This window comes from Aquimarina sp. ERC-38, from assembly GCF_026222555.1.
Taxonomy (GTDB): domain Bacteria; phylum Bacteroidota; class Bacteroidia; order Flavobacteriales; family Flavobacteriaceae; genus Aquimarina.
Genome location: NZ_CP098511.1, coordinates 2,548,432 through 2,573,998 on the forward strand (window position 1 = coordinate 2,548,432; position 25,567 = coordinate 2,573,998).

At 33.8% G+C, this 25,567-nt stretch carries 22 protein-coding genes; 10 read left to right on the forward strand and 12 right to left on the reverse strand.

What is annotated here, in order from left to right; genetic code table 11:
• Positions 1-23 precede the first annotated feature (23 nt).
• The 4 genes from NBT05_RS10580 to NBT05_RS10595 all read left to right on the forward strand — a co-directional run bounded on the left by NBT05_RS10580 (position 24) and on the right by NBT05_RS10595 (position 4,163).
• A complete protein-coding gene (locus tag NBT05_RS10580; RefSeq protein WP_265769833.1) occupies positions 24-980 on the forward strand; it encodes a type IX secretion system membrane protein PorP/SprF in 957 nt (318 codons plus the stop codon).
• Positions 981-1,025: 45 nt separating this feature from the next.
• The gene (locus NBT05_RS10585) at positions 1,026-2,990 is read left to right on the forward strand and encodes an OmpA family protein (RefSeq protein ID WP_265769834.1); all 1,965 of its coding nucleotides are present in this window, start codon (positions 1,026-1,028) and stop codon (positions 2,988-2,990) included.
• A 165-nt stretch (positions 2,991-3,155) separates the two neighbouring features.
• Positions 3,156-3,689 (forward strand): isopentenyl-diphosphate Delta-isomerase, encoded by a 534-nt coding sequence (idi, locus tag NBT05_RS10590; protein WP_265769835.1) that lies wholly within the window; start codon positions 3,156-3,158, stop codon positions 3,687-3,689.
• A 6-nt stretch (positions 3,690-3,695) separates the two neighbouring features.
• Positions 3,696-4,163, forward strand: a complete 468-nt coding sequence (locus tag NBT05_RS10595; protein ID WP_265769836.1) for a peroxiredoxin — start codon at positions 3,696-3,698, stop codon at positions 4,161-4,163.
• Here the strand turns inward: NBT05_RS10595 and NBT05_RS10600 are convergent.
• Complete coding sequence (locus NBT05_RS10600; protein ID WP_265769837.1) at positions 4,160-6,094, reverse strand: hypothetical protein; 1,935 nt, start codon at positions 6,092-6,094, stop codon at positions 4,160-4,162. The genes NBT05_RS10595 and NBT05_RS10600 overlap by 4 nt on opposite strands.
• A 55-nt stretch (positions 6,095-6,149) precedes the next feature.
• A complete protein-coding gene (locus NBT05_RS10605; protein WP_265769838.1) occupies positions 6,150-7,109 on the reverse strand; it encodes an alpha/beta hydrolase family protein in 960 nt (319 codons plus the stop codon).
• Between the two features lie 119 nt (positions 7,110-7,228).
• On the opposite strand from NBT05_RS10605, the gene NBT05_RS10610 reads away from it, so the two are divergent.
• The gene (locus NBT05_RS10610; protein ID WP_265769839.1) at positions 7,229-8,008 is read left to right on the forward strand and encodes a S1/P1 nuclease; all 780 of its coding nucleotides are present in this window, start codon (positions 7,229-7,231) and stop codon (positions 8,006-8,008) included.
• A 75-nt stretch (positions 8,009-8,083) separates the two neighbouring features.
• On the opposite strand, the gene NBT05_RS10615 is transcribed toward NBT05_RS10610, so the two are convergent.
• The 3 genes from NBT05_RS10615 to NBT05_RS10625 are packed head-to-tail and all read right to left on the reverse strand — an operon-like array spanning position 8,084 to position 9,909.
• Positions 8,084-8,668: an alpha-ketoglutarate-dependent dioxygenase AlkB family protein gene (locus tag NBT05_RS10615; RefSeq protein ID WP_265769840.1), complete on the reverse strand. Its 585-nt coding sequence runs from the start codon at positions 8,666-8,668 to the stop codon at positions 8,084-8,086.
• Positions 8,668-9,024: a MauE/DoxX family redox-associated membrane protein gene (locus NBT05_RS10620; RefSeq protein ID WP_322874174.1), complete on the reverse strand. Its 357-nt coding sequence runs from the start codon at positions 9,022-9,024 to the stop codon at positions 8,668-8,670. Before NBT05_RS10620 ends, NBT05_RS10615 begins: the two co-directional genes overlap by 1 nt.
• Positions 9,025-9,042: 18 nt before the next feature.
• Positions 9,043-9,909, reverse strand: coding sequence for a DUF6503 family protein (locus tag NBT05_RS10625; RefSeq protein ID WP_265769841.1), 867 nt, complete (start codon positions 9,907-9,909; stop codon positions 9,043-9,045).
• A 211-nt stretch (positions 9,910-10,120) separates the two neighbouring features.
• On the opposite strand from NBT05_RS10625, the gene NBT05_RS10630 reads away from it, so the two are divergent.
• The gene (locus tag NBT05_RS10630; RefSeq protein WP_265769842.1) at positions 10,121-12,421 is read left to right on the forward strand and encodes an alpha/beta hydrolase family protein; all 2,301 of its coding nucleotides are present in this window, start codon (positions 10,121-10,123) and stop codon (positions 12,419-12,421) included.
• A 122-nt stretch (positions 12,422-12,543) separates the two neighbouring features.
• Here the strand turns inward: NBT05_RS10630 and NBT05_RS10635 are convergent, their stop codons facing one another.
• From NBT05_RS10635 to htpG, 3 genes are all read right to left on the reverse strand, one after another.
• A complete protein-coding gene (locus tag NBT05_RS10635) occupies positions 12,544-13,044 on the reverse strand; it encodes an IS630 family transposase (protein ID WP_265769843.1) in 501 nt (166 codons plus the stop codon).
• A 10-nt stretch (positions 13,045-13,054) separates the two neighbouring features.
• Positions 13,055-13,372, reverse strand: coding sequence for an IS630 transposase-related protein (locus NBT05_RS10640; RefSeq protein WP_265769844.1), 318 nt, complete (start codon positions 13,370-13,372; stop codon positions 13,055-13,057).
• A gap of 112 nt (positions 13,373-13,484) precedes the next feature.
• Positions 13,485-15,371, reverse strand: a complete 1,887-nt coding sequence (gene htpG / locus NBT05_RS10645) for a molecular chaperone HtpG (RefSeq protein ID WP_265769845.1) — start codon at positions 15,369-15,371, stop codon at positions 13,485-13,487.
• A gap of 199 nt (positions 15,372-15,570) precedes the next feature.
• Between htpG and NBT05_RS10650 the strand changes: the two genes are divergently transcribed.
• From NBT05_RS10650 to NBT05_RS10660, 3 genes are all read left to right on the forward strand, one after another.
• Positions 15,571-16,236, forward strand: coding sequence for a TetR family transcriptional regulator C-terminal domain-containing protein (locus NBT05_RS10650; protein WP_265769846.1), 666 nt, complete (start codon positions 15,571-15,573; stop codon positions 16,234-16,236).
• 33 nt (positions 16,237-16,269) lie between these two features.
• A complete protein-coding gene (locus NBT05_RS10655; RefSeq protein ID WP_265769847.1) occupies positions 16,270-17,577 on the forward strand; it encodes an ABC1 kinase family protein in 1,308 nt (435 codons plus the stop codon).
• A gap of 357 nt (positions 17,578-17,934) precedes the next feature.
• Complete coding sequence (locus NBT05_RS10660; RefSeq protein ID WP_265769848.1) at positions 17,935-18,954, forward strand: 3-oxoacyl-ACP synthase III family protein; 1,020 nt, start codon at positions 17,935-17,937, stop codon at positions 18,952-18,954.
• A gap of 280 nt (positions 18,955-19,234) precedes the next feature.
• Here the strand turns inward: NBT05_RS10660 and NBT05_RS10665 are convergent, their stop codons facing one another.
• The gene (locus tag NBT05_RS10665) at positions 19,235-20,752 is read right to left on the reverse strand and encodes a T9SS type A sorting domain-containing protein (RefSeq protein WP_265769849.1); all 1,518 of its coding nucleotides are present in this window, start codon (positions 20,750-20,752) and stop codon (positions 19,235-19,237) included.
• 490 nt (positions 20,753-21,242) lie between these two features.
• On the opposite strand from NBT05_RS10665, the gene NBT05_RS10670 reads away from it, so the two are divergent.
• Entirely contained in the window at positions 21,243-21,605 is a 363-nt protein-coding gene (locus NBT05_RS10670; protein WP_265769850.1) for a CoA-binding protein, read from the forward strand.
• Here the strand turns inward: NBT05_RS10670 and NBT05_RS10675 are convergent.
• The 3 genes from NBT05_RS10675 to NBT05_RS10685 are packed head-to-tail and all read right to left on the reverse strand — an operon-like array spanning position 21,582 to position 25,505.
• Positions 21,582-23,021 (reverse strand): sodium:solute symporter, encoded by a 1,440-nt coding sequence (locus tag NBT05_RS10675; RefSeq protein ID WP_265769851.1) that lies wholly within the window; start codon positions 23,019-23,021, stop codon positions 21,582-21,584. The two genes, NBT05_RS10670 and NBT05_RS10675, sit on opposite strands and share 24 nt — an antisense overlap.
• A gap of 36 nt (positions 23,022-23,057) precedes the next feature.
• Positions 23,058-23,618, reverse strand: a complete 561-nt coding sequence (locus NBT05_RS10680) for a hypothetical protein (RefSeq protein ID WP_265769852.1) — start codon at positions 23,616-23,618, stop codon at positions 23,058-23,060.
• A 12-nt stretch (positions 23,619-23,630) separates the two neighbouring features.
• A complete protein-coding gene (locus tag NBT05_RS10685; protein WP_265769853.1) occupies positions 23,631-25,505 on the reverse strand; it encodes an ABC-F family ATP-binding cassette domain-containing protein in 1,875 nt (624 codons plus the stop codon).
• Positions 25,506-25,567 lie beyond the last annotated feature (62 nt).

Here is a 25,567-nt window from a genome sequence, read left to right on the forward strand (position 1 = left end):
CCTGAATTTAATTTACAATACTGATGAATAAACAACTACAGATAATTTTAGCCTTCGGACTACTATTAGTATCCATCTTAACCTATAGTCAGCAAGATGCGCAATATACCCAATATATGTACAATACTATTAGCGTAAACCCTGCATATGCAGGTAGTCGGGGTGTAATGAGTATCAATGGCCTACATCGAAGTCAATGGGTGGGATTAGAAGGCGCTCCCCGTACACAAACTGTATCTTTGCATACTCCTATCGGAGATAATAATAAAGTCGGTTTAGGTTTAAGCGTAGTAAATGATGAAGTTGGTCCGGTTAACGAATCGTACATCGATGCTAATTTTTCTTATACTATTAGGACTTCAGAGTCCGGTAAGTTAGCTTTTGGTTTAAAAGCCGGAGTACATTTATTAAATATTGATTTGCAAAGTTTAAGCCAGTTTAATCAGGGTGATCAGTTTTTTGCTAATAATATTGATAACAAAACCAGTCCTCAGGTTGGGATAGGGCTATACTACCATACGGATAAGTTTTATGCTGGATTAAGTGCCCCTAATGTTTTAGAAACTGATCATTTTGATGATAGTTCCTTATCAAGCAATAGTGATGGAATTAGTTTTCTTGCTGAAGAACGTATCAATTACTATTTGATCACAGGTTATGTATTTCACCTGAACGACCAGATAAAGTTCAAGCCTGCTTTACTTAGTAAATTAGTTTTAGGAGCTCCTCTTCAAGTAGATGTTTCCGCTAACTTTCTGTTTTATGAACGTTTAATTCTAGGTGCTGCTTATCGATGGAGTGCGGCTTTAAGTGCCATGGCTGGATTCCAAATTTCGGATTCTTTGATGATTGGATTTGCATATGATAGAGAAACGACAGAATTAGGTAATACTTTATTTAACGATGGGAGTTATGAAGTAATGCTTCGCTTTGAACTATTTAGAAAATACAATAGAATGTTAACTCCACGATTCTTCTAAATTATTAAATCAACACCGTTTACTAATACTTTCAATTAGCTCAACATGAAGAAAATTTTACAATACTCTTTATATTTTATCTTTTTTACTACAGGATTTTTTAGTACGATTACCGGTCAGGAGAAAAGACTGGAAAGGGCAAAAAAGCAATATGACAAATATGAATATATCAATGCTCAGGAAACGTACTTAAAAGTAGTAAATAAAGGGTACCGTAGTGCAGATCTTTTTAAAAATCTAGGAAATAGTTATTATTTTAATAGCGAATTTGAAGAGGCGGCTAAGTGGTATAAAGAATTGGTAGATTCGTATCCTAGTGAGGTAGAACCTGAGTATTATTTCAGATATGCTCAAACTTTGAAATCAGCAGGAAAGTATGAAGAGTCTGATAAATATATGATCAAATTTACTGAATTGAAGGGAGATGATCAACGCGCTCAATTGTTTACTAAAGAACAAAATTACCTGGAAAGAATTGATTTTCAATCCGGTAGATTTGAAATCAAAAATATTGCCTTAAATACTGAGTTTAGTGACTTTGGTGGAAGTTTTAATAAGAAACAAGTGGTTTTTAGTTCCTCAAGAGATACTTCTATTGTCAATAGCCGGGTGCATCAATGGAATAATCAGCCTTTTTTAGACTTGTTTATAGCAGAGTTTAATGAAGAAAATGGTGAATTAACCGGCTATCGGGAAATGAATGGAACTATCAATACAAAATTCCATGAATCTTCGGGAATATTTACAAAGGATGGTAATACCTTATATTTTACCCGTAATAATTATGCAAACGGGCAGTACAAAAATGATCAGGAAGGAACTAACAAACTAAAAATCTTCAGAAGTTATAAGAACGCAAACGGAGGCTGGACAACTCCGCAAAACCTGAATATTAATAGTGATGAATTTTCTACTGCTCACCCAGCTTTAAGCCCGGACGAAAGTTTTTTGTATTTTTCATCCGATCGTCCCGGGGGTGAAGGTTTTTCGGATATTTACAAAGTTGCTATCAATAGCGACGGAAGTCTGGGAGAACCTGAAAATTTAGGAAATAGAATCAATACACCGGGGAAAGATACTTTTCCTTTTGTAAGTGAAAGCGGAGATCTTTATTTTGCTTCGGATGGGCATCTTGGATTAGGAGGACTAGATATTTATGTTACTGCGCTTGAACCTTCAACAACTGAAGAAGGCTTGGTAGTTAATATTGGAAAACCAGTAAATAGCCGACAAGATGATTTTGCATTTGTAGTAGATGAAGCTACTAAGCGAGGATTGTTTTCATCTAATAGAGATGGAGGAAAAGGAAGCGATGATATTTATAGCTTTTTACAACTGGAAGACTTAAAAAACTTCTGTCAAATTACAATGGAAGGTTTGATTACGGATGCAGATACCGGAGATTTATTATCCGGAGCTACCGTCTCTCTTTTAAACAGCGAAAATGTTGTGGTAGAAACTGTTATAACGGATGATACTGCCAGCTATTCTTTTGAAGGATTGGATTGTTCTACCAGTTATTTTGTAAGAGCAGAAAAAGAGGAGTATAATACCAATGAAAAATTAGTAACTACGCCGGGAGAGACACAAACTTTAAATCAACCGATTGCCATTGAAAAAACAGTTAAGACTGCTACCATTGGTGATGATTTATCTAAGATTCTTGCTCTTAATATTATTTACTTTGACTTTGATAAATATTATATTAGGGAAGATGCAAAGGTTGAACTGGCTAAAGTGGTTGAAATCATGAAGCAATATCCTAATATGAAAATTGACGTTAGATCTCATACGGATAGCCGAGGAGATGATGCATATAACCTATGGTTATCTAACCAGAGAGCAAAAGCGACTATTAATTTTATTGTAGCGCAGGGCATTGATAAAGATCGATTATCCGGTAAAGGATATGGTGAAACAGAATTAGTAAATGAATGCGGTAATGGTTCACGCTGTACTCAAGAACAGTACGAATTAAGCAGACGAAGCGAATTTATTATCCTGGATTAATAAGTCTGTAATTATTGATGCTTAACATTATAGAGACCGGCTTCTGCCGGTCTTTTTAATATCGATATTTAAGTTGTTTTATGTTGGTTTGTATAATTATAAATTAATTCTTAAGTAGTATAAAAATTAAATGCTAAACCTTAATTTTACTATCTGATTTTTAACATGGAAGAGCGGGTAATACTAGTTGATGAAAATGATAATGAGATTGGCACTATGCCAAAAATGGAAGCTCATGAAAAGGCATGTTTGCACCGGGCATTCTCAGTATTTATTCTAAATGAAAAAGAAGAAGTAATGCTACAGAAAAGGGCCTTACATAAATATCATTCTCCGGGCTTATGGACCAATACCTGTTGTAGTCATCAACGCGTAGGAGAAAGCAATCTTGAAGCTGGAAAGCGAAGATTACAGGAAGAAATGGGATTTACTACAGATCTAACGGATAGTATTTCTTTTATTTACAAAGCACCTTTTGACAATGGATTAACCGAGCATGAGTATGATCACGTGCTTATCGGTAGCTATACAGATAATCCCATTATTAATAAAGAAGAAGTAGCAGATTGGAAGTGGATGGCTATAGATGATATACGACAGGACATTAAAGAAAATCCAAAGACATATACAGTGTGGTTTAAAATAATTTTTGAAAAATTTGACGAGTTTATAACTCTTAATAATACATTAGATAAGTAGTTATATATGGCTAATACAAGAATTCAGGTGGGTGATAAAGCGCCGTCTTTTAAAGGAGTGGTAGAAGAAGATGTTATTTTTGACACATCAGACCTGATCGGTAAAAAGCCTTTTGTTTTATATTTTTATCCTAAGGATTTTACCCCAGGTTGTACAAAAGAAGCCTGTCAGTTTAGAGATAGTTACGAAGACTTTACAGAAGCCGGTGCCGAAGTTATAGGAGTTAGCAGTGACTCGGTAAAATCACATGAAAAATTTAAAGAAAAACACCGACTGCCTTTTATCTTATTATCAGACTTAGATGGTGCTATTAGAAAAGCTTATGGGGTTAAATCCAGTTTATTCGGTTTATTACCCGGTAGAGAAACTTTTGTTATTGACCAAAATGGAATTATACAAATGCAATTTAATAACTTGAATGCTTCTGATCATATGAAGAAGGCGCTTAAAATTGTTAAAAAACTTAAAGATTAATTGTTTAACCATTTCTTTCTGAGTTTATTCTTAAAGACAGTGAGGTTATCTGATAACTGAATGGTTTTTTCGATATGGAAAGCTTGTTCCATGTTTACTTCTTTTTCTTTAATAATACCGTTTCTTTCTATTTTAAAAACGACATGATGTCCTTCTTTCCAGGTTCGGGATGTTTTGATTAATTCAATTATATCTTTTGCATAGTATTTCTTTTCATTTACACTTACTAAAATATCTCCTGGTAGAATATTCTGCTCTTTGTAAAAAGTATTATCCAAACATGCCATTGTAAAAAGCAAAGTTTCATCATCTGATGATTTACGGATATAGCTAAGAGTGTTGTACTGAAAATAGGAAGCAGGAACCTTTTTACGTTCCAGGTCTAGTCCTACTAATTGCAAAATTGATTTATAATCAATAGGTTCGTTGTTAATAATATGCTTTTTAATAAAAGAAGTAATTACCGGAAAAGTTAATTTTTCAAGTTCTTTAAATAGATGATCTTCTTTAAAAGGTTGATTTTGATGCTTATTTGCTAAAATTTGAATGATGTCTAATAAACTTTTTTCTCCACTGGTACGATCTCGTATGAGTAGGTCAAGACACATGGCAACCAAACAACCTTTGGCATAAAAATTAGGATATTCCTTTTTATATGGAGTCTCTAAGATATGCTTACTTATGGTAACTAACGAACTATCTAATTCATATTGTTGGGCAATATTTATTTTTTTAGTTACTATTTGATAAAATTCTTCGGTATCAAGTAGTGCTCCTTGTATTTGAGAGAGTATTGCCATATATTCAGTCACGCCTTCATATAACCAGAGATGCTGTGAGGATAGAAGCGCATTATATCCAGAACCTTCTAATAAATCTGAGTGTAATTGTAACGGGGTAATAGTATGAAAAAATTCATGTGAGATAATACTTTGAAGTTCTTCTTTTATTTTTTCTTCTGTAGCCGCTGCAGGAAGCACGATGGTTGTTGTATTTCTATGTTCCAGGGCACCATAACCTCTACCATTTGTAAAAGAACTATTTGATAGATATAATTGTAAGTGGTAAGTTTGAGGAATATTAAATTCAGATAAAAAATGTTGCTGAACGCTTAGTGTACGTTCTATAGTGGGTATGTACGATTTTAATCTTTGATATTTTATATCACTATGTAATTGAACGGTAGCAGTTAAAGTAGATAATTTAATTGTATCTAGTTTAGAATTGGCAACTATAATAGGGTTGTCCACCATTTCGTTATAGGAATCAAAAGAATAAGTAGTTTCTTTTTTGTTTTCGTATTCAATAGTTTTTTTGTTGATTTCAGCCGAAGAACCTTCTTTCATAAATTTAGGATAGGTAACTGTAACCACATTTCTGTAATTCTCAGAATTATCAACATACCCAATGCAGGCATATAAATTTAGGAGATACGTTTGGTTCTTCTCAAAACTAGTTCCGGTAGGAGAGAAGATAGTTTCATTTTTAGCAGTGTCAAAAGTATCTTCTACTTCATAAGTTATTACCCTGATTTGATTAGCTTTAAGTATTTTCCATTCATCTTTTGAAATTTTTTGAACCGGCAGTGAATTACCATTAATATCCAAGGCTTTTAAATTTTCTAAAAATGTACCGAAATGTTGTACTTGATAAGTTCCCGGGATTAAAAAGGGTATTTTAAAAATCACCTCTTCGGTAGAAATTTGAGGTACTGCAATGCGTACTTTAATTTTGTCTTCTGTTGAGTTTACCAGGTTTATATAAGTTGTAACTATAGGATCTTCTTTGTTTATTTCTTTTAAAGTACCGCAACTAATTGAGAAAAGAAGTATACTTACCACCAGGAAAAAAGGAAAGTGGGAAACGATCTTATGAATTGAGAAATTGGTAATAATCTTTTTTAGTAAAAATAAGTAGTATCCTTCTGGCATAAAAATAAGTCCTACCCTTATTTATTAAACGTTAGTATTTATCATTTTCTTTATGTTATTGCTTTTGAGCATCTGTTTCACTTATAAAATTTGTAATTTTTTGCAAAACTTCGGGCATAATTGGGGTCCAGTGTTCATTATAGGATTTATGATTGGCGATACGACCTGCTTTAGTTTCACGTAAAATGTGATTCATGTCTTTAATAATATGAAGTTCTGCATCAGGATTAGCTTCTTTTAATAAAAAGGCCTGATCCGTACTGACCTGCAAATCTTTATCACCTTGTAGAATGAGTACAGGTATGGATAAGTCTTTAATAATATCAGCGGGATTGAGTTGCATCCAGGTTCGCATAAAAGGTTGAACTTCATAGGCAAAAATAGAAGATAATGCAGGGTCAAAAGTAATAGCTCTCCCTTTTACTTTTAATTCGGCAAAAGCACGTGCTGCATTTTTATCCAGACCGGGTGCTTGTTCCTGTAATTGTGCAATGATTATCTGATCGATAGTATTCGCGTTTCCGCCTATGGATATAAACCCATCTACCTTTTCGGTCATCGCATGCATGGCAACTAAGGAACCCTGTCCGTGACCGGTTAAAATGATACTGGAATATTCGTTGTTTTTATAAAAGTAATCCACCACTGTCTTTACATCATCCGTAAAATTTTGAATACTTAGGTCTCCAATTTGGATTCCTAGTCTATCCATAATCAGTAAGCGCTTATCATACCGAAAGGTAGCGATCCCTTTTTTTGAAAGTTGTACCGCTAATTTTTTAAACGTATCATTACGAGATAACCGATCGTTACCATCTCGATTGATCTCGCCACTATCCATCACAAAAATAACCAGAGGTACAAGACTATCTGAATATGGGGTGACTAAAGTGCCTTCTACAAAACGATTAACTTTAACATTGGTCTCTATATATTCTTTCTCCTGAAAGTATCCGGTAAAAGGTATGAGTAACGTTAAAAAAATACCGATAAGTTTATTATTAGAACTCAACATAAAATTGTACCTAAAAATTTTAAGTCTACCTTTCATCTTTGGGGAATTACTTTCAATAGAAATTAATATATACCTAACATAGCCTTTTATATCTTTGTTTCAAAATATAACTCGAAATTATGCGTAATAAATTTCTTTTTTTTGGTTGTCTTTTGTTTGCATTTCAATTTGTTTTGGGTAGTCCGAAATGGGGAAAGACCGGCCATAGGGCAACCGGTCAAATTGCGACGACTTATTTATCTCCTAAAGCAAAAAAAGAGATTGCTAAAATACTTGACAGACATACCTTAGCCTTTGTTTCTATTTATGCTGACGAAATTAAAAGCGATCATGCTTATGATAAATATAGTCCCTGGCATTACGTTAATTTTCCTTTTGGAAAGAAGTACGGTGATGAAACCCCTAGCGAGAAAGGTGATTTAATCAAGGGAATACAAAAGGCAATCAAAATCCTAAAAGATGATAAGGCTTCAAATGAAGATAAAAGTTTTTATTTAAAACTACTGGTACATTTTATAGGAGATTTACATCAACCCTTACATGTAGGGAGATCAGAAGATAAGGGGGGAAATATGGTACAGGTACGATGGTTTGATGAAGGTTCTAACCTACATAGGGTTTGGGACAGTGATATGCTTAATTATTATGGAATGAGCTATACGGAGTTATCAGAAAACTGCGATGAATTATCTTTAGACCAGATTAATGCTATTGAGAAGGGAACCGTATTAGACTGGGTTTATGAGTCGCAAGACTTAGCAAAACAAGTATATGAAAGTGCAAAAAGCGGAGAAGAGTTGGGATATGCTTATGTGTATCATTATTTTCCGTTAGTTCGAAAACAATTACAAAAAGGAGGCATACGTTTGGCTAAAATCTTAAATGAAATTTACGGTTAGTTCTCGAATATTAATGTTATTATTGTAAAAGTTGTTGGTTAATTTGGTATTTAAAGATTGATTGAATTTTGGCTGTTACTTTATAATTCTAAAGGTTAAATTGATTCTTGGACCTACCTCTTTTTTAGTTTTAGGTATTTGATGCAACCAGTATTTTTGAGTAAGCCCTTTCATCAGTAGTAAACTTCCTGATTCTAGATTAATTTTTGCTTTTTGATCTTTTTGATAGCGATGTTTTAAATGAAATAATCGTGAAGCTCCCAAACTTACGGAAGCAATAATTGGATGTTCGCCTAGTTCTTTTTCGTTATCTGCATGCCAGCCGTTACTATCATTTCCATCTCTGTACAAATTAAGAAGACAGGTTGTAAAACCAACAGGTATGATCTGTTCCACCTGGTTTTTAATAGTAAGAAGCGTAGGGGTAAAAGCTAAAGGTTGCATAGTTAGCGAAGAGTACGAGTATGGCTTATTATTATTAGCATACAATGCAGTTAGCCGGGGTTGTAAATACGTTTTTCCAAAGACTTTGATAGCATCTTGTTGCCAGGGAGTTTCTTCTTTTAAAGTAGTAAATTGTTGTAGTGCTACTTCCGGAAGGATAAAGTTAGGGTAGTAGGTCACATCCGCATCTAAAAGTTGTAACGTATGACTTTCCATTATGGATGCTTTATTAAATAGTACACCCAATAAATACATAGGAATTGCAAGGCTAAACGTGACCAGAGAACATAACCAGGTAAGTTCAGGCTCGCTTTTTTGTTTTGAATCATATATATATGTACTGGTATGAATAATATCAGAAGTATAAGTACTAACCAAAGTCCGATACTTCTTGTAGCTGCTAATAAAAGTAAAATAGCAGCGATAATTTCTATTCCTCCACTTAAATAAACTAAAAACCGATGAAACGGAAGGTATAACGGCATGATCCTCATAAATGCTTTTGGCTTTACAAAATGAAAAATACCACTGGTAAAAAAGATGATACTAATAAGATAATGGGGCCAAAGCATGTAATAAAATTTTAACTATTACGGCATACTTACCTTTTTAGCATTGTCCGGTATTACAAAAGTACCTGGATTTGCTTGTAAAAATTTAATATTTGATAAGGTAGCTTCTCCTAATTCTTTACCTAAACCTTTATCTTCTGACCATTCATAAAATTTCCAGGAAGTTGCGATAGGTATGTTTTCTACCATCTCATAATTGTCGTATACAATGGCATGCGGATCAGCTTCGGCTTTTGCAATATCTCCCTTACTACCAAAGGTTACAATATATACGGCTGCTTTAATTAATTGAGAAGCAGGATCCCGATAAACCAGGTACCAATCATCTGGTGCATCTCCTACACCCTCACCAAAGGTCAATTTGGCCGTAGCATATTCTACATCATCTTTATACAAAGTACGATCTTGTTCCATAGCCCATTTAGTTCCCGGATCATTTAATTTATAAGGTAGTGCAAAAAAATAAGACCAGGTAAAAATATTGAACCGCGCTCCTTTATCTTTAGCATCTTCAGGAGAAAGGTATACTTCTTTGCCATCAAAAAGAACTTGGTCTCCATTGCTTTCGGTCAATATGATCTTTGAAGAATTCGTCAATTGTAAAACAGTACCATTAAATCGTTCTTTACCTCCGAAAGAAATTTTAATATTAAAAGAAACTGCTTTTTTATTTAAAAAGGTCTCTTTTTGATGAGCTTTTTCAATAGTTTTTACAAAAAGATCTTCAACAGAAGCTACACTTTCAGTAGAAGTTACCGGTTCTATGGTCGGAGTACCTTCTTCTACATTGTCAATTGGTTCGTTGTCAACAGAATGATCAGTTTTTTTTTCATTTTTACAACTTATTATAGTGCAGATTCCTATGATTGCCAGAATTCTCTTCATTTGATAGTTTTAGGTTATTAAATAAATGTACTAAATCCCAGTGCATATTTCCCATTTTTAATAAAACTGTAACATTAGTTGTGTTGAAAAGTCCTAAGTTTAAAAGTCATTTTTTCTGTAACAAAATTAGGGTTTGGTATACTAATAGTACGGATGACTTCCCTTTACGCTAAATAGAGGGAAAATTTATTAACATTTTAATTTAAGAAATATGCGCAAACTAATTTACACACTAGCGATCATGTTTATGATTACTACATTTGTTCAGGCTCAGGATATTACCGGAGCCTGGAAAGGAACCTTAACAGTACAAGGTACCGATATCCCACTGATCTTTAAAATCGAAGAAAAAGATAAGGTAATGTCAGCAACTATGGATAGTCCGAGTCAGGGAGCTACCGGAATACCTGTTGACAAGGTTTTATTTGAAAACAATCAATTAACTTTGTCCGTTCCAACTGCGGGAATAAAGTATGTCGGAGAACTAAAAGAAAAACAACTAACAGGAACATTTTATCAAGGCGGCATGGAATTACCTTTGAAATTAGAAAAATCTGAAATTACCCTACCTGGGGATCCTTCATTAGTAACTCCAGAAACAGAACTGCTGGAAATTGCAGCACTAGATAAAGGAGATTACAAGTATAAAGTAGAAGACTATTTTGCAAAGCCCAAAGCAAGAACTTTTCAATTATCTCCTGATGGTATTTATTTGTCTTATCGTGAGAAAGATGATAAGCTAAAGAACCATGTGTACGTAAAGAATACAACTACCGGAGAGGTTAAAAAAGTAATTGAAGAAAAGGACGAACTTATCCGAGGATACGGATGGGCCAACAAAGGAAAACTTATCTATGTCATGGATAAAGGCGGAAATGAGGATTACCACCTGTTTGCAGTGAATATTGACGGTTCTGATAATAAAGAGTTAACTCCATTTGAAGGGGTAAAAGTTAATATTTTAGCCCTTTTAAAAGAGGATAAAGATCATATGATTATTTCTATGAACAAGAATAATCCTCAAAATTTTGAGCCGTATAAAATTAATATCAATACCGGAGCGATTGAGTTGCTTTATGAAAACAAGGACCTAGTGAATCCAATTACGGACTACACTTTTACGAAAGATGGAGAATTAAAAGCGTTTACCAAACTACGGGATGGTGTATTTGTAGATCACTACTACCAACAAGAAGACGGATCTTATAAAATTATTAAAAAATTAAATTGGAAGGATAGTTTCGGAATAATCAATTTTAACTATACTTCTGAAAATAAAGACGATGCTTATGTTGTATCGAATTTAGATTCTGATAAAACAGAAATTTATCTGTATAATCTAAAAGAAGATAAACCCATCAAAAAATTATTTGCTAACGATCAGTATGATATTAGTAATATCTCTCTGTCTCGTAATCGAAATTATGAACTAGATTATTATTCTTACGAAGGGGATAAGGAAATCATAGTTCCAGTGAGTGCATACTATAAAAAGCTACACGATCGTATTACGAAAGAATTTCCGCAATATTCTTATAGTATTATAGATCGTACTGATAATGAAGATCAATTTCTATTACACTTCCAAAGTGATAAAAAATATGGAGTATATTATTTGTATAATGTAGAAAAAGATGCATTTACTTTATTATACGATCTAATGCCTCAGTTAAGGGAAGAAGATATGGCGGAGATGAAACCTATTACTTTTACTTCCAGAGATGGGATTGTACTACATGGCTATATCACTCTACCTAAGAATATGGCTAAAGGTGAAAAAGTACCGGTTATTGTAAATCCGCATGGCGGACCACAAGGAATCCGAGATTCCTGGGGGTTTAATCCGGAAGCACAATTATTTGCCAGTCGTAACTATGCTACTTTGCACGTAAACTTTCGTATTTCCGGAGGCTATGGTCGTAAATTCTTAGAGTCAGGCTTTAAGCAAATCGGTAGAAAAGCGATGGATGATGTAGAAGACGGTTTACAATACATCATTGATCAGGGATGGGTAGATCCGGAAAGAGTTGCTATTTACGGAGGAAGTCATGGAGGATATGCTGTACTAAGAGGACTTACTAAAACCCCGGATTTATATACTTGTGGAGTAGATTATGTAGGAGTATCCAATATTTTTACGTTTATGAAAACCATCCCACCTTACTGGAAGCCTTATCTTAAAATTATTAAAGAAGTTTGGTATGACGAAGATGTGCCGGAAGAGAAAGAAATTATTAAAGAAGTTTCACCAGTCTATCAAATTGACAAAATAAAGAAACCTTTATTAGTCATTCAGGGAGCAAATGATCCTCGTGTAAATATTGACGAATCCGATCAAATTGTAAAAGCTTTAAGAGCTAAAGGATTTGATGTTCCTTATATTGTTGCTTATGATGAAGGTCATGGATTCGGAAAAGAAGAGAATTCTATACCAATGTATAAAACCATGATGGGATTCTACGCAGAGCACTTAAAAAAGAAACCTAAAAATGAAAAAGTAAAAGGACAATAAATCTTTAAACTTCAACCATTACAAAACCCTTCTGTTATTTGAAATCAAATAACAGAAGGGTTTATTTTTTGTAAAATTTTACCTTTATAACAGATTTGATATAGTCAAATCAAAATAAAATGTCATAGTTTGGCGTAAATAAAAAGTTGCTCCGGGGTATAGTTAAACTTTCTTCTAATGCTCTTAGCTTGTGCCCATTTCTTTTCTATAGGGTTTAATTGTGGACTATAGGGTGGTAAGAATTCTAAAGTATGCCCTTGTTTGTCTATAGCTTGTATAGCATCATTTCTTTTATGAAAGGTTGCGTTGTCAAGGACAATAACCGCTTTTTTAGGGGTGTTAGGCAATAATTCCTGAGTGACCCAAGCATAAAAGACGTCTGCATTGATGGTCCCATCAAATAAACATACATTAAATAATCTAAAATTAGTAATGGCACCAATAGCATTTACCCTCCCCCTGGCATGCCAGTCTTTACCAGCATAGCACCTTTGCCCTTTTTGACTATAGCCATGGTTTCTAGGGGCATCAAATGCAAAACCACTTTCATCTAAGTAAACGATAGGGCGTTTCTCTACAAACTCATAACGAAAAATCTTTAGTTGGAATATAAGCTGTGACAACCAATCGGCCTTAGGATGGAAAAGCGTTTTTTTTATTACTAATGTTCAAACGCTTTAAAGCATAGTATATACTACTTTGGGTAACACCAAACTTCTTTGCTCTTTCATATTGATAGTGATCCGGATGATCCGCTACATCCTTGGCTAATGCCCCCATATCTATTTTTGTGGCAGGTTTATTACGCTTAACCTTGGGTTCGATACACTTTTGCCACCTGAAAAGGGTTCGTGTTGTAACTCTAAAACGATCACTGAGTTCTTGGAAGCTGAGCCCTTCTTCTTCCTTTACTTTGAAAACTCGTTGACGGAAATCTAATGAATATGCCATCTTTAAAATTAACTAAAAACTATGACAAATTATAATGATTTAGCTATATCAACAACAAAGCTGCTTTAATACAAGATTAAAACAGCTTTGCTTAGATTATTAAGTAATCAAATTACTTAATCATTTCAAAACTTCTTTGAACAAAATTAGTTAACTCTTCACCCTTTAATAAGTTTTGAGAAAGTCTTGCTAAATCCAGCGACTGTTTGATCAACCTTTCTTTTTTCTTATCAGTTTTAGTTTCTCTGATTTGTCCGATCAATTCATGATTCGTATTTACAATAAGGTTATACATTTCAGGCATTCCCCCCATACCAAACATACCGCCACCGCCGGTTTGCTGCATCTCTTTCATTCTACGCATAAATTCCGGTTGGGTGATCATAAAAGGAGCTGCATTGCTATCCATAGCTTCTAATTGTACCGTATATTTTTCTTTAGGAATTACTTTCTCAAGATCTTCTTTTAAAGCCTCTTTTTCTTCATCAGATAATTTAGAGATAGCCGTATCTTCCTTTTTGATCAAATTATCTACATGATCAGAATCTACTCGTACAAAAGAAATTTTCTCTTTACTGGTTTCTAATTTCTGAATTAAGTGAGAAACAATTGGTGAGTCTAGCAACAGCACTTCATATCCTTTATCCTTTGCCGCACTAATATAGGAGTGTTGTTCATCCTTATCAGAGGCATAAAGAATAATGGTTTTTTCATCTTTGTCAGTCTGATTTTCTTTGATTTTGTCCATCAATTCCTCATACGTAAAGTAGGTATTATCAACAGTAGGATACAATGCAAATTTATCTGCCTTTTCAAAGAATTTATCTTCTGATAACATCCCGTATTCAATAACAATCTTGATGTCATTCCATTTTTTCTCGTAATCTTCCCGGCTGTTTTTGAATAGCGAACTTAATTTATCGGCTACCTTACGAGTAATATAACTGGAAATCTTTTTTACATTTCCATCAGCTTGTAAATAAGAACGAGAGACGTTTAAAGGAATATCAGGAGAATCAATCACCCCACGTAGCATGGTTAAGAATTCCGGAACAATACCTTCTACATTATCAGTTACAAAAACCTGGTTCTGATAAAGTTGAATTTTGTCCTTTTGAATATTCATATCCTGTCCCATCTTAGGGAAATAAAGAATCCCGGTAAGGTTAAACGGATAGTCAACATTTAAATGAATATGAAATAAAGGCTCCTCAAACTGCATTGGGTACAATTCCCGGTAGAAACTTTTGTAATCCTCATCCTTTAAGTCCGTAGGTTGCTTTGTCCAGGCGGGTTCCGGGTTATTAATTATATTATCTACCTCTTGTGTAGGAGCAGGATCTTCTTCTTTTGCATCTTCCGGCTTTGGTAAAGTTTCGGTTTTAGTACCAAACTTGATAGGAATTGGCATAAATTTATTATACTTCACCAATAACTCCCGTATCTTACTTTCTTCCAGGAATTCGACTTCATCCTCTGCGATATGAAGAATAATTTCAGTTCCTCTTTCTTTTTTATCAGACTCTTCAATAGTATAAGAAGGAGAACCATCACATATCCAATGTACGGCAGGTTCCTCTTTAAAGGATTTGGTAATAATTTCCACCTTTTCCGCAACCATAAAGGCAGAATAAAAACCAAGTCCGAAGTGACCGATAATACCTGAATCTTTTGCGGAATCTTTATATTTTTCAAGGAACTCTTCAGCACCCGAAAAAGCAACCTGATTGATGTATTTTTCAACTTCTTCACCTGTCATTCCGATCCCCTGATCGATGACGTGTAGAGTTTTATTTTCTTTATCTATTTTAACTTCGATTCGTGGATTACCGTATTCTACACTAGCTTCCCCTATACTTGTCAAATGTTTTAACTTTAAAGTTGCATCCGTAGCATTCGAAATTAATTCCCGTAAAAAGATTTCGTGGTCAGAATACAAAAACTTCTTGATCAACGGAAAAATATTTTCTACCGATACATTAATACTTCCTGTGGCCATTATTTTTAATTTTTAGAATTATCATTTTCTCGTTAAAGTCAAAAAAAGTACCAATACAACCAATATGACAAACTGACATTTTTGTAAATTATACGTTTCTAAAATCTTGTAAGACAGGAAGAAGTTTAACATTTATTTTGTTTAAGTATTTTTTATAAATATTAAACAAAAACGTATATTTGTATCAAATAATAAGTGAATGGCTGGTACAAAAGCAAAGAAAACGGAAAAGGTTGATAAGAAATGGATTGTTTCTCGTTTTATGCATTTTACCCTGGAGCATGACGGGTATCCATCCTCTGTTTATAAATTTTGTAAAGCAGAAAAGATTGAAGAAGAAGCGTTTTACAAATATTTTGGGAGTATAGAGCGAGCAAAACAAGGCGTTTGGGAAGTATTTTTTACCAATGCCATGGATGTTATGAACGCTAATAAGGAGTATCAGGATTTTTCGAGTCGCGAGAAGATGCTTACTTTTTTCTATACGTATTTTGAACTCCTTACTTTAAATAGAAGCTATATTTTACTGGCTTCATCTCAAGGTGAACAGCCTTTGAAGAACTTAGAGCAATTAAAAACGCTGCGACGACACGTCAAAAGTTTTGCAGCGGACCTAATTGAGGATGATAATCAGGATAAACAATTTGCTTTAATTAAAAATCCGGTTGCCATTTTTTCTGAAGGAGCCTGGTTACAGTTTTTGTTCCTATTAAATTTTTGGAGAAAAGATAATTCTGCTGGTTTTGAACAAACCGATGTAGCCATTGAAAAATCGGTAAATACCATATTTGATGTTTTTGATAATACTCCTTTAAATAATGTATTGGATTTCGGAAAATTTCTCTGGCAACAAAGATCGATGTAAGGAATCAAATTTAATAAGGACTAAAAAGTAAGAATGAAAACTTTAGATAAAATACCAACTTCAAAACTAGGGCGTACTACTGAGTTAGTAAAGACCGGAGTAAAAATAGGTGGAAATTATCTAAAATATTATAGTAAGAAGGCGGTTAACGGGAATGTAAGTAGGGATGAATTAAATGAAGATAATGCTGCTGATATTTATGACGGATTAAAAAACTTAAAAGGAAGTGCGTTAAAGGTTGCTCAAATGTTGAGTATGGAAAAAAATATACTTCCAAGCGCATATGTGGAGAAGTTTTCTTTATCACAATTCAGTGTTCCTCCTTTATCAGCCCCTTTAGTAAGAAAAACATTTAAAAGATATCTGGGTTCATACCCTGAACAAATATATGATACGTTTGCAACTCAATCTATAAATGCCGCGAGTATCGGTCAGGTACATAAAGCGACTAAGGATGGGAAAAAACTTGCTGTGAAAATCCAATACCCCGGAGTTGCAGACAGTATTAGTTCTGACCTGGCGATGGTAAAACCCATCGCCACCAGAATGTTTAACTTAAAAGGAAAGGATTCTGAAAAGTACTTTAAAGAATTAGAAGATAAGTTACTTGAAGAAACAGATTATAATCTGGAACTGAAACAAAGTCAGGAAATCACCGAGGCTTGTTCGATTATACCAAATTTAAAATTTCCTAAGTATTATCCGGAATTGTCAGGGGAGCGAATTCTCACGATGGACTGGATGGAAGGGAAGCATCTTAGTGAATTTGCTGAGAGCAATACGGATCAGGACGCTGCTAATAAAGTAGGACAAACTTTATGGGACTTTTATATGTTCCAGATGCATAAATTGAAAGCAGTACATGCAGATCCGCATCCCGGTAATTTTTTAGTGGATTGTGAAAATAATCTGATTGCTATAGATTTTGGATGTATAAAAAGAATTCCGGATGCATTTTATACACCGTATTTTGAACTGGCGGTAAAAGAAAATATTGATAATCCGGATTTTTTCAGGCAAAAGATGTTTGAACTTGAAATTTTGCTGGAGAATGATTCAAAGAAAGATCAGGAGTTTTTTACCGAGTTATTCTATGAGATGTTGTCATTGTTTACTTCACCCTTTAATAGCGAATTTTTTGATTTTGAAGATGCTACCTTTTGGGATAAGATATCAGAATTGAGTGAGAAATATACGAATGATACCGAATTACGAAAGATGAACGGAAATAGGGGAAGTAAGCACTTTCTCTATATTAACCGAACTTTCTTTGGATTATATAATTTATTACATGACTTGAAAGCAAAGGTTCATGTAAAACAATATCAAAAGTACCTATGATCGGTCACTCGACCGGTTAGGTTGTTTATTTATTGGTTAGGTTGTTAGAAAGGTGTGCTGTGGTTGGCGCACCTTTCGCTTTTTCATGAAGAAGTAAGTTGATTTATTATGCACGCATATATTATCAAGGTATTTTTCTTCAGCAACTCTTATGGAATTTCTATCTTTCACAACTTTATTTAACTATCAAACAATTTAAAGCACCAAGACTTATTTTAAATTTTAATAGCATCTAATCAGTTGAAAGTAAAGAGATTTTACACTTACTATTAGGAAGTGCCTCTTTTTCTCCAAGCTCGTGATTTGATAAGCTAAAATTTATTCTAAGACATTTGTTAAGACTTACTTATAAAATTTATGTTATATACTTCAAGAATAACCGGATTAGGAAGTTACGTACCGGAAAACGTAGTTACTAATGATGATCTATCCAAAATAATGGATACTAACGATGCCTGGATTCAGGAAAGAACCGGTATTAAAGAACGCAGACATATTAAGAAAGGAGATGGCAACAGCACTTCTATTATGGGAGTTAAAGCAGCTAAAATTGCTATAGAAAGAGCAAACCTAACAAAGGATGATATTGATCTTATCATTTTTGCCACACTAAGTCCGGATATGTATTTTCCAGGTGGGGGCGTTCGGGTGCAGGATATGTTAGAAATGGGTACCGTACCTGCCCTGGATGTAAGAAATCAATGTAGTGGTTTTATCTATTCTCTATCTGTTGCTGATCAATTTATTAAAACAGGTATGTACAGACATATATTGATTATCGGTAGTGAAAACCATAGCGGAGGTCTGGATATGACTACTCGTGGTCGATCTGTTTCGGTAATCTTTGGAGATGGGGCAGGGGCAGCTGTATTATCCAGAAATGAAGAAGAGAATGGTAACGGAATTTTATCTACACATCTACATAGTGAAGGGGCTTATGCTAAAGAATTAGCTCTGGAGGGACCAAATACAGGACAATGGGTACCGGAACTGGCAGAAACAATCAATCCTGACCAGGAGCAGATACCTTACTTCCCGTATATGAACGGTCAATTCGTATTTAAAAATGCAGTAGTTCGTTTTACAGAAGTAATTCAGGAAGGGCTTCAAAAAAACCATTTACAGTCTACGGATATTGATATGTTGATACCACATCAGGCCAATCTACGTATTTCTCAATTTGTTCAAAAACAATTTAAACTGTCAGATGATCAGGTATTCAATAATATCCATAAATATGGCAATACTACGGCAGCTTCAATCCCTATAGCGTTGACAGAAGCCTGGGAGGCTGGAAAAATAAAAGAAGGGGATACGGTAGTACTTGCTGCCTTCGGGAGTGGGTTTACCTGGGGAAGTGCTATTATAAAATGGTAAAAAAAAATCGCGAAGTTTTTACTTCGCGATTGGTAACTCCCCGATAATTTTAAAGGCTAATTCAAATTTTTTCTTCGGTTATGTTTCTATATTATAGACGTATCAAAAATGAATTCGTTACAGAATTAATGATATTTTTTTAATTTTTTTGTTATCCTTAAATCCACTTAACAAAATTTTACTAATTAAACAAATATTGTGAAACCATACGTTTTTCAATTATAGGTATTTGTAGATAAAAAAAGCTGCTTTTTCAAACAGCCTTTTTAAAATCGAAAATTTATAGAATAATCTTTTTGGTAGTTACTGCGTTGTTATTTTCGACTTTAATTATATACAATCCTGAAGTTAAATTTACTGTCGAGATCGTTGCTTCTTTAGTTGATATTACAGCGACTCCTGATAAATTGTAAATTTTTGCTATTCCATTAGCATTTGATATGGTAATTATTTTATCATTAGTGTTATAAATAATAGATACTTTTTCTTTTGAAGAATCTATTGGTAGCCTATTTTTTCCAAGCGTATTACATTTTACCGAAACTGGAGACACACCACGCAAACCTTTAACCGTATAGCATCCGGGCCCGTTACAGTTTGCGGTATATCTTAATTTACCAATTGGGAAACCAAGCGCACTTTCTTCATCAGGGTTAAGCTTATTGTTTTCAAATCTATTGATCAAATCCTGAGCTTGATTACAAGGTAATAGTTCAGCTAATTTTTTTCTCAACTGTGCCTTCTTTTTGTTTCCACTTGCTGTCAGACCACTAACGTGTGAATCCGGCGAAAATACTCCAGCATTGTTTTCCGCACTACCTTCTCCGCCTTTTCTATCTACAAATCCGGCAACTATGTTTGCGGCAAAGCCTGAGTTTACAGCAATAATATTTCTAACATCAATACAACCCTGATCAATCCTATGCGGATTTAAAAACAGTGCGGAACTTCCGTTAAAAACCCTGATTTTTCTACCCACCACTTCATCGATGGTAGCTCTTTTTGATTTTATCCCTCCCGGAATACCGGATTCCAGACGAAGCGTGATACCGCCACCGCTATTTAAATTATTGAAGAAAATTCTTTTTCCTCCTCTTACCTGTATAATACCATAGCCTGAATGATTTTTAGTAGACCTTATATTTTCTACAATTCCCCGGTAAGGTATGTTCTCTCCATTTACCCGATCCTCAGCTTCGGTTTGAGTAAATAATAATTCGACGTTACAAAAAGTAGTATTATTATCGCTTAAATTAAAATTACCTACATAAAAGTTTTTAACACTTCTTAACTTTATAAAAGCAATTCTTCTATTTACGGCAACATCCCTAAAATCAACTGTAAACCTACCACCATTAGAGGTAATTTGCACATTTCTAACCTTTTCATTAATGGTTTTTCCCATGGTAAAAATGGTAATTTTTGGATCACTACCTGGTAACAATGGTTTTATAATAACAGATTTATCAAACTTTAAGCTCACATTATCCCTCAAATAAATATCTCTCAAATAAATAACATTAGTTGCTGCTTTGGATTTAATATACAGCGTTCCGCCACCGCTATTACTTTCTTGATCGATTCTATTGTTTAAAGTATTAGAATCAACGATAGTTTCTTTTCCGGTAAGATTGAGTACTTCATTTGCCTTTACCCAATCATCATAAAAATAATGACTTCGATTACCAGCGGGATCTGGTGGGCAGTTTTGAGCACATACGGTGATAGATATAAAGAGTATAAATCCGTAAAATAGGAAACAAGTTCTTTTTAAAGAACCTTTTGTTGTAGTTATCATAATAAGTTGTTTGTGTAGTTATTTATCAAATATAAAAAATAACCATTACTAATTTAACTAAACAACTATCAGTTAAACATCTATACAAGCTTAAAAACCATTTGATCTTATATTCGATAAGTACTCATTTAATTTTTTTAGAGAATGAAGACAATTTTTAACCTAACCAGATAGTCTTACCTGAACTGTAATTAATTTAATACTATAAAAGTTTTCAAATTAGTTTTAATAAAAAAAGACCGCCTTTACAGACAGTCTCTCTTTTTTATAATAATCAAACAATGCTATTAACCATCCACTATAAAAAGGTTTGATTATTATAAGAATTAACTACTAAACTTAAATTATATAAAAAATTATTTCTATTAATATAGACGTAGTTGTTTCTAGTCAATTACACTAAAATGTGATTTTAACAGTTCAACAAAATAATTTAACTTTTGACATTATCTTTAACTTTTTAAAACCAGTATTTTTCTTTTAAAAAAACATGTCGAAGAAAACAGTAGTCCTGGGTGCTTCTTTAAAACCCGAACGATATTCTTATAAAGCTGTAAAAGCACTGTCTAATAATAATCACGAAGTCATTGCCATTGGTTTACGTAAAGGTGAAGTAAACGCAGTACCGATTGTTACTGAAGAGGTTATTGAAAAAGATATTGATACGGTAAGTCTTTACTTAAACCCGGCAAGGCAGGAACAGTATTACGACTATATTTTACAATTAAAACCTAAACGGGTAATCTTTAATCCCGGAACTGAAAATCCGGAGTTGTACAAACTATTAGATAAAAATCAAATAGAAAAAGAGATTGCTTGTACGCTAGTCTTACTTAGAACGAATCAGTATTAGTCCTAAAAAGGTTAGAAATCCATTTAGAATTAAAATAAAAAACCCGAAGTCAAAATCAAATTTGGATTTACTGAAAGTAGAAATTACATAAGATAGTATAGGGGATACAATGGCAACTACTGGTACCCATGTGTCTTTAATCTTCCATTTAGTAAACAGCCCAAAAGCGTATAAACCAAGCAGCGGACCATAGGTGTATCCGGCAAATACAAATAGTTTTGCAATCACACTCTCGTTTTTAATCACATATTTAAAAACAATAATGACCAGGATGAGTATGATAGAGAATAAAATATGAATCTGCTTTCTGATTTTGACCTGATCAGCCTTCTCATATTTTTTTTCAATATTTAAAATATCCAGGCTAAAGGAGGTGGTTAAAGAAGTCAATGCGCTATCCGCACTACTATAAGCAGCAGCAATCAACCCTAAAATAAAAAATAAAGCAATACCAATTCCAAGTCCGCTTTGTGTCGCTATATGTGAAAACAATTGATCCTTTTGTGCATCAATTCCATTAATTTCAGCATAATTGGTAAGAAGTAAGCCTAAACTTAAGAAAACAAAATTTACAATAGTAAGTACAATAGTAAACCAAAACATGTTTTTTTGTGCATCTTTTAAGCTACGACAGGTTAAATTCTTTTGCATCATATCTTGATCCAGTCCGGTCATTACGATTGCAATAAATGCTCCTGAAAAAAACTGCTTCCAGAAGTAGCTTGCACTTTTTATATCATCAAAAAAGAAGATTTGAGATAAATCACTTTCCATAATATATGGTAGTAAATCCTGAATAGAAATTTGTAAATCCACAGATACATAATAGATCGCTACGCCTACGGCAACCAGCATAAATAAAGTTTGTAAGGTATCTGTCCAGACAATGGTTTTTATTCCGGATTTAAAGGTGTATAACCAAATCAGTAAAATGGTAATAATTACGGTTAACCAAAAGGGAACAGAAAGTGCGTCAAAAAGAATACTCTGCAATACATTTGCTACCAGGAACAACCGAAAACTTGCTCCAATCACCCTGGAAATTAAAAAGAAAGAAGCTCCGGTTTTATAAGAATAGTCGCCAAACCGGGTTTCTAAGTAAGTGTAAATAGAGGTGAGGTTCAATCGATAATACAGGGGTAATAAAACAGTTCCGATTACTAAATAACCTAAAATATATCCAAATACCACTTGCATATAACTAAACTGCGAAGCCTCTACCCATCCGGGTACGGATATGAAAGTGACACCGCTTAAAGAAGCCCCAATCATCCCAAAAGCCACTACATACCAGGGAGATTGACGGTTAGCCTTAAAAAAAGCATCGTTTCCTTCATTTCTACCAGTAAGATAAGAGATTAGAATTAATATACTAAAGTATCCGACGATCAGTAGTAATACGTAAATAGGTTGCATGAAACAGGTTTTAAAAAGGAAAATACGAATTTTGACCTAATACCTAACCATAAAATGTTCCTTTACTTGTTGCGGACGTATAAATAGCAAACCTGCATAAAACAAATCAATGGAAACAGTAATTTTAGGCTCCTGAATCCATTCTTGCCATAGCGAATAACTTTTTTTATTTTGATGAATATTATTAACAAAAACAATCTTATTTTCTAAAACCAAATCAGAAAGTGGTATTTCTAATATTCCTGTAACACATTTTTCTCTTAGGTTTAAATAAAAGAGCTCACTTTTTGTAGATGAATTTTGAACATCTACATGAAAACTATTTTGTATATCGTATAAAAATTTTTCGGGGTTTACTAAACCCGAACAAGTTACCGAATGAATTTTAAGGAAGTTAATGGTCTTTACAAACAATTCTAAGCTTTTATAAGGTGTCTTATTATTCTTTGCCAGACTCTTTAAATGTAAAATCTCACTTTTAGCTATGGTTTCAGGATATAATCCTTTAGTAACCAGATCGTACACAAAAGGGGAGTGGATACCATGCTGATTAGTAGAAGCCAAAAGAAATTTTAGATACGAATGAGCAGCAAACATAACCGATTTTTGCTAGGCTTTGTCTGCAAGTTCCATCCATCTCATTTCTTTTTCTTCAATAATATTTGTTATTTTTTGTAGCTCCTTTGATTTCTCCGCAATTTGATTAGGGGTAAGGCCTTCTTCTAAAAATGCGTTTTCTAAAGTAGTTTTTTCAGTTTCTAATTTTTTTAGCTCCCTTTCTATTTTTGAAAACTCTTTTTGTTCATTAAAAGACATTCCCTCATTAGCATCTTTTTTCCAGGTTTTTTTAGCTTCTTTTTCAACGGGCGTAGTAGTTACTTCTTTAGGAGCAACATCGGGCGTTCTACTATTTTGATACACCCGGTAATCCGTATAATTCCCTGGAAAATCTTCAATCTTACCATTTCCTTTAAAAACAAAAAGGTGATCCACAATTTTATCCATAAAATAACGGTCGTGAGAAACTACCAATAAACAACCTGGAAAATCTAAAAGGAAATTTTCCAACACGTTTAACGTAACAATGTCCAGGTCATTAGTAGGTTCATCCAGAATTAAAAAATTAGGATTTTGAATAAGAACCGTACATAAGTACAAGCGTTTACGTTCTCCACCACTTAATTTTTCAACAAAATCGTATTGTTTTTTACGGTCAAAAAGAAAACGCTCTAACAACTGTTGTGCGGATATCTGCCTTCCCTTTTTTAATGGAATATATTCCCCAAATTCCTTAATAACTTCTATGACTTTTTGTCCTTCTTTAATTGTAATTCCCTTTTGTGTATAATACCCAAACTTAACGGTATCTCCTACGATAACCTTGCCTGAATCTGGCTGGATACCGCCGGTAATTAAATGAAGAAATGTTGATTTACCCGTACCATTTTTACCAATAATGCCAATACGTTCGCCCTTTTTAAATACATAATCAAACTGGTCTAGTAAAGTAAGATCAGTAAAAGATTTTGAGACTTTATGCAACTCAAGAATCTTACTCCCTAATCGTTCCATATTAAGCTCGAGCTGTACCGTATGGTCATTACGTCTCTGATGAGCACGCTCTTTTATTTGATGAAAATCTTCAATACGGGATTTAGATTTAGTCGTTCTGGCTTTAGGTTGCCTACGCATCCAGTCCAGTTCTTTTTTATAAAGTTGTTTTGCCTTATCTGTTTCAATTTCCTGATTAGCAATCCGGGCTTCTTTATTTTGTAAGTAATACGCGTAGTTTCCTTTATAACTATATAATTTTCCGTGGTCTAATTCAATAATTTCATTACACACATTTTCCAGAAAGTAACGGTCATGAGTCACCATAAATAAGGTAAAATTCTCCTTTGCAAAGTATTCTTCCAGCCATTCGATCATTTCTAAATCCAGGTGATTGGTAGGCTCATCCAGAAATAGAAGTTCAGGCTTACTTAACAGAATATTTGCCAGTGCCAGTCTTTTTTTCTGTCCGCCGGATAGTTGTTGTACCTTTTGATCCAGCTGCTCTAATTTTAACTTGAATAAAATTTGCTTGTATTGCGTTTCAAAATCCCATGCATTTAAAGCATCCATTTTTTCAAAAGCTAATTGGTAATTTTCAGCATCTTCCGGATTTTCCAGCGCTTTTTCATACTGGTTGATTGCCCGTAAAATTTCGTTATCCGAAGCAAATACCGTTTGTTCAACAGTTAACGTCGGATCTAGATTCGGCTCCTGGGGCAGAAAAGCAAGCTTTACATCTTTACGAAAAATAACCTGACCTTCGTCCGGTTGGTCATCTCCCGCAATAATTTGTAATAATGAAGTTTTTCCGGTACCGTTTTTTGCAACAAAACCTATTTTCTGGCCTTGATTGATACCAAAAGAAATATTTGAAAATAGAATTCGTTCACCAAAAGATTTGGCTACATTTTCAACCGAAACATAATTCATAGAAAGGATCTTATTTTAGAAAAAGTAAAGATATAGCAACTATACCTTCACTCAAAATAAAG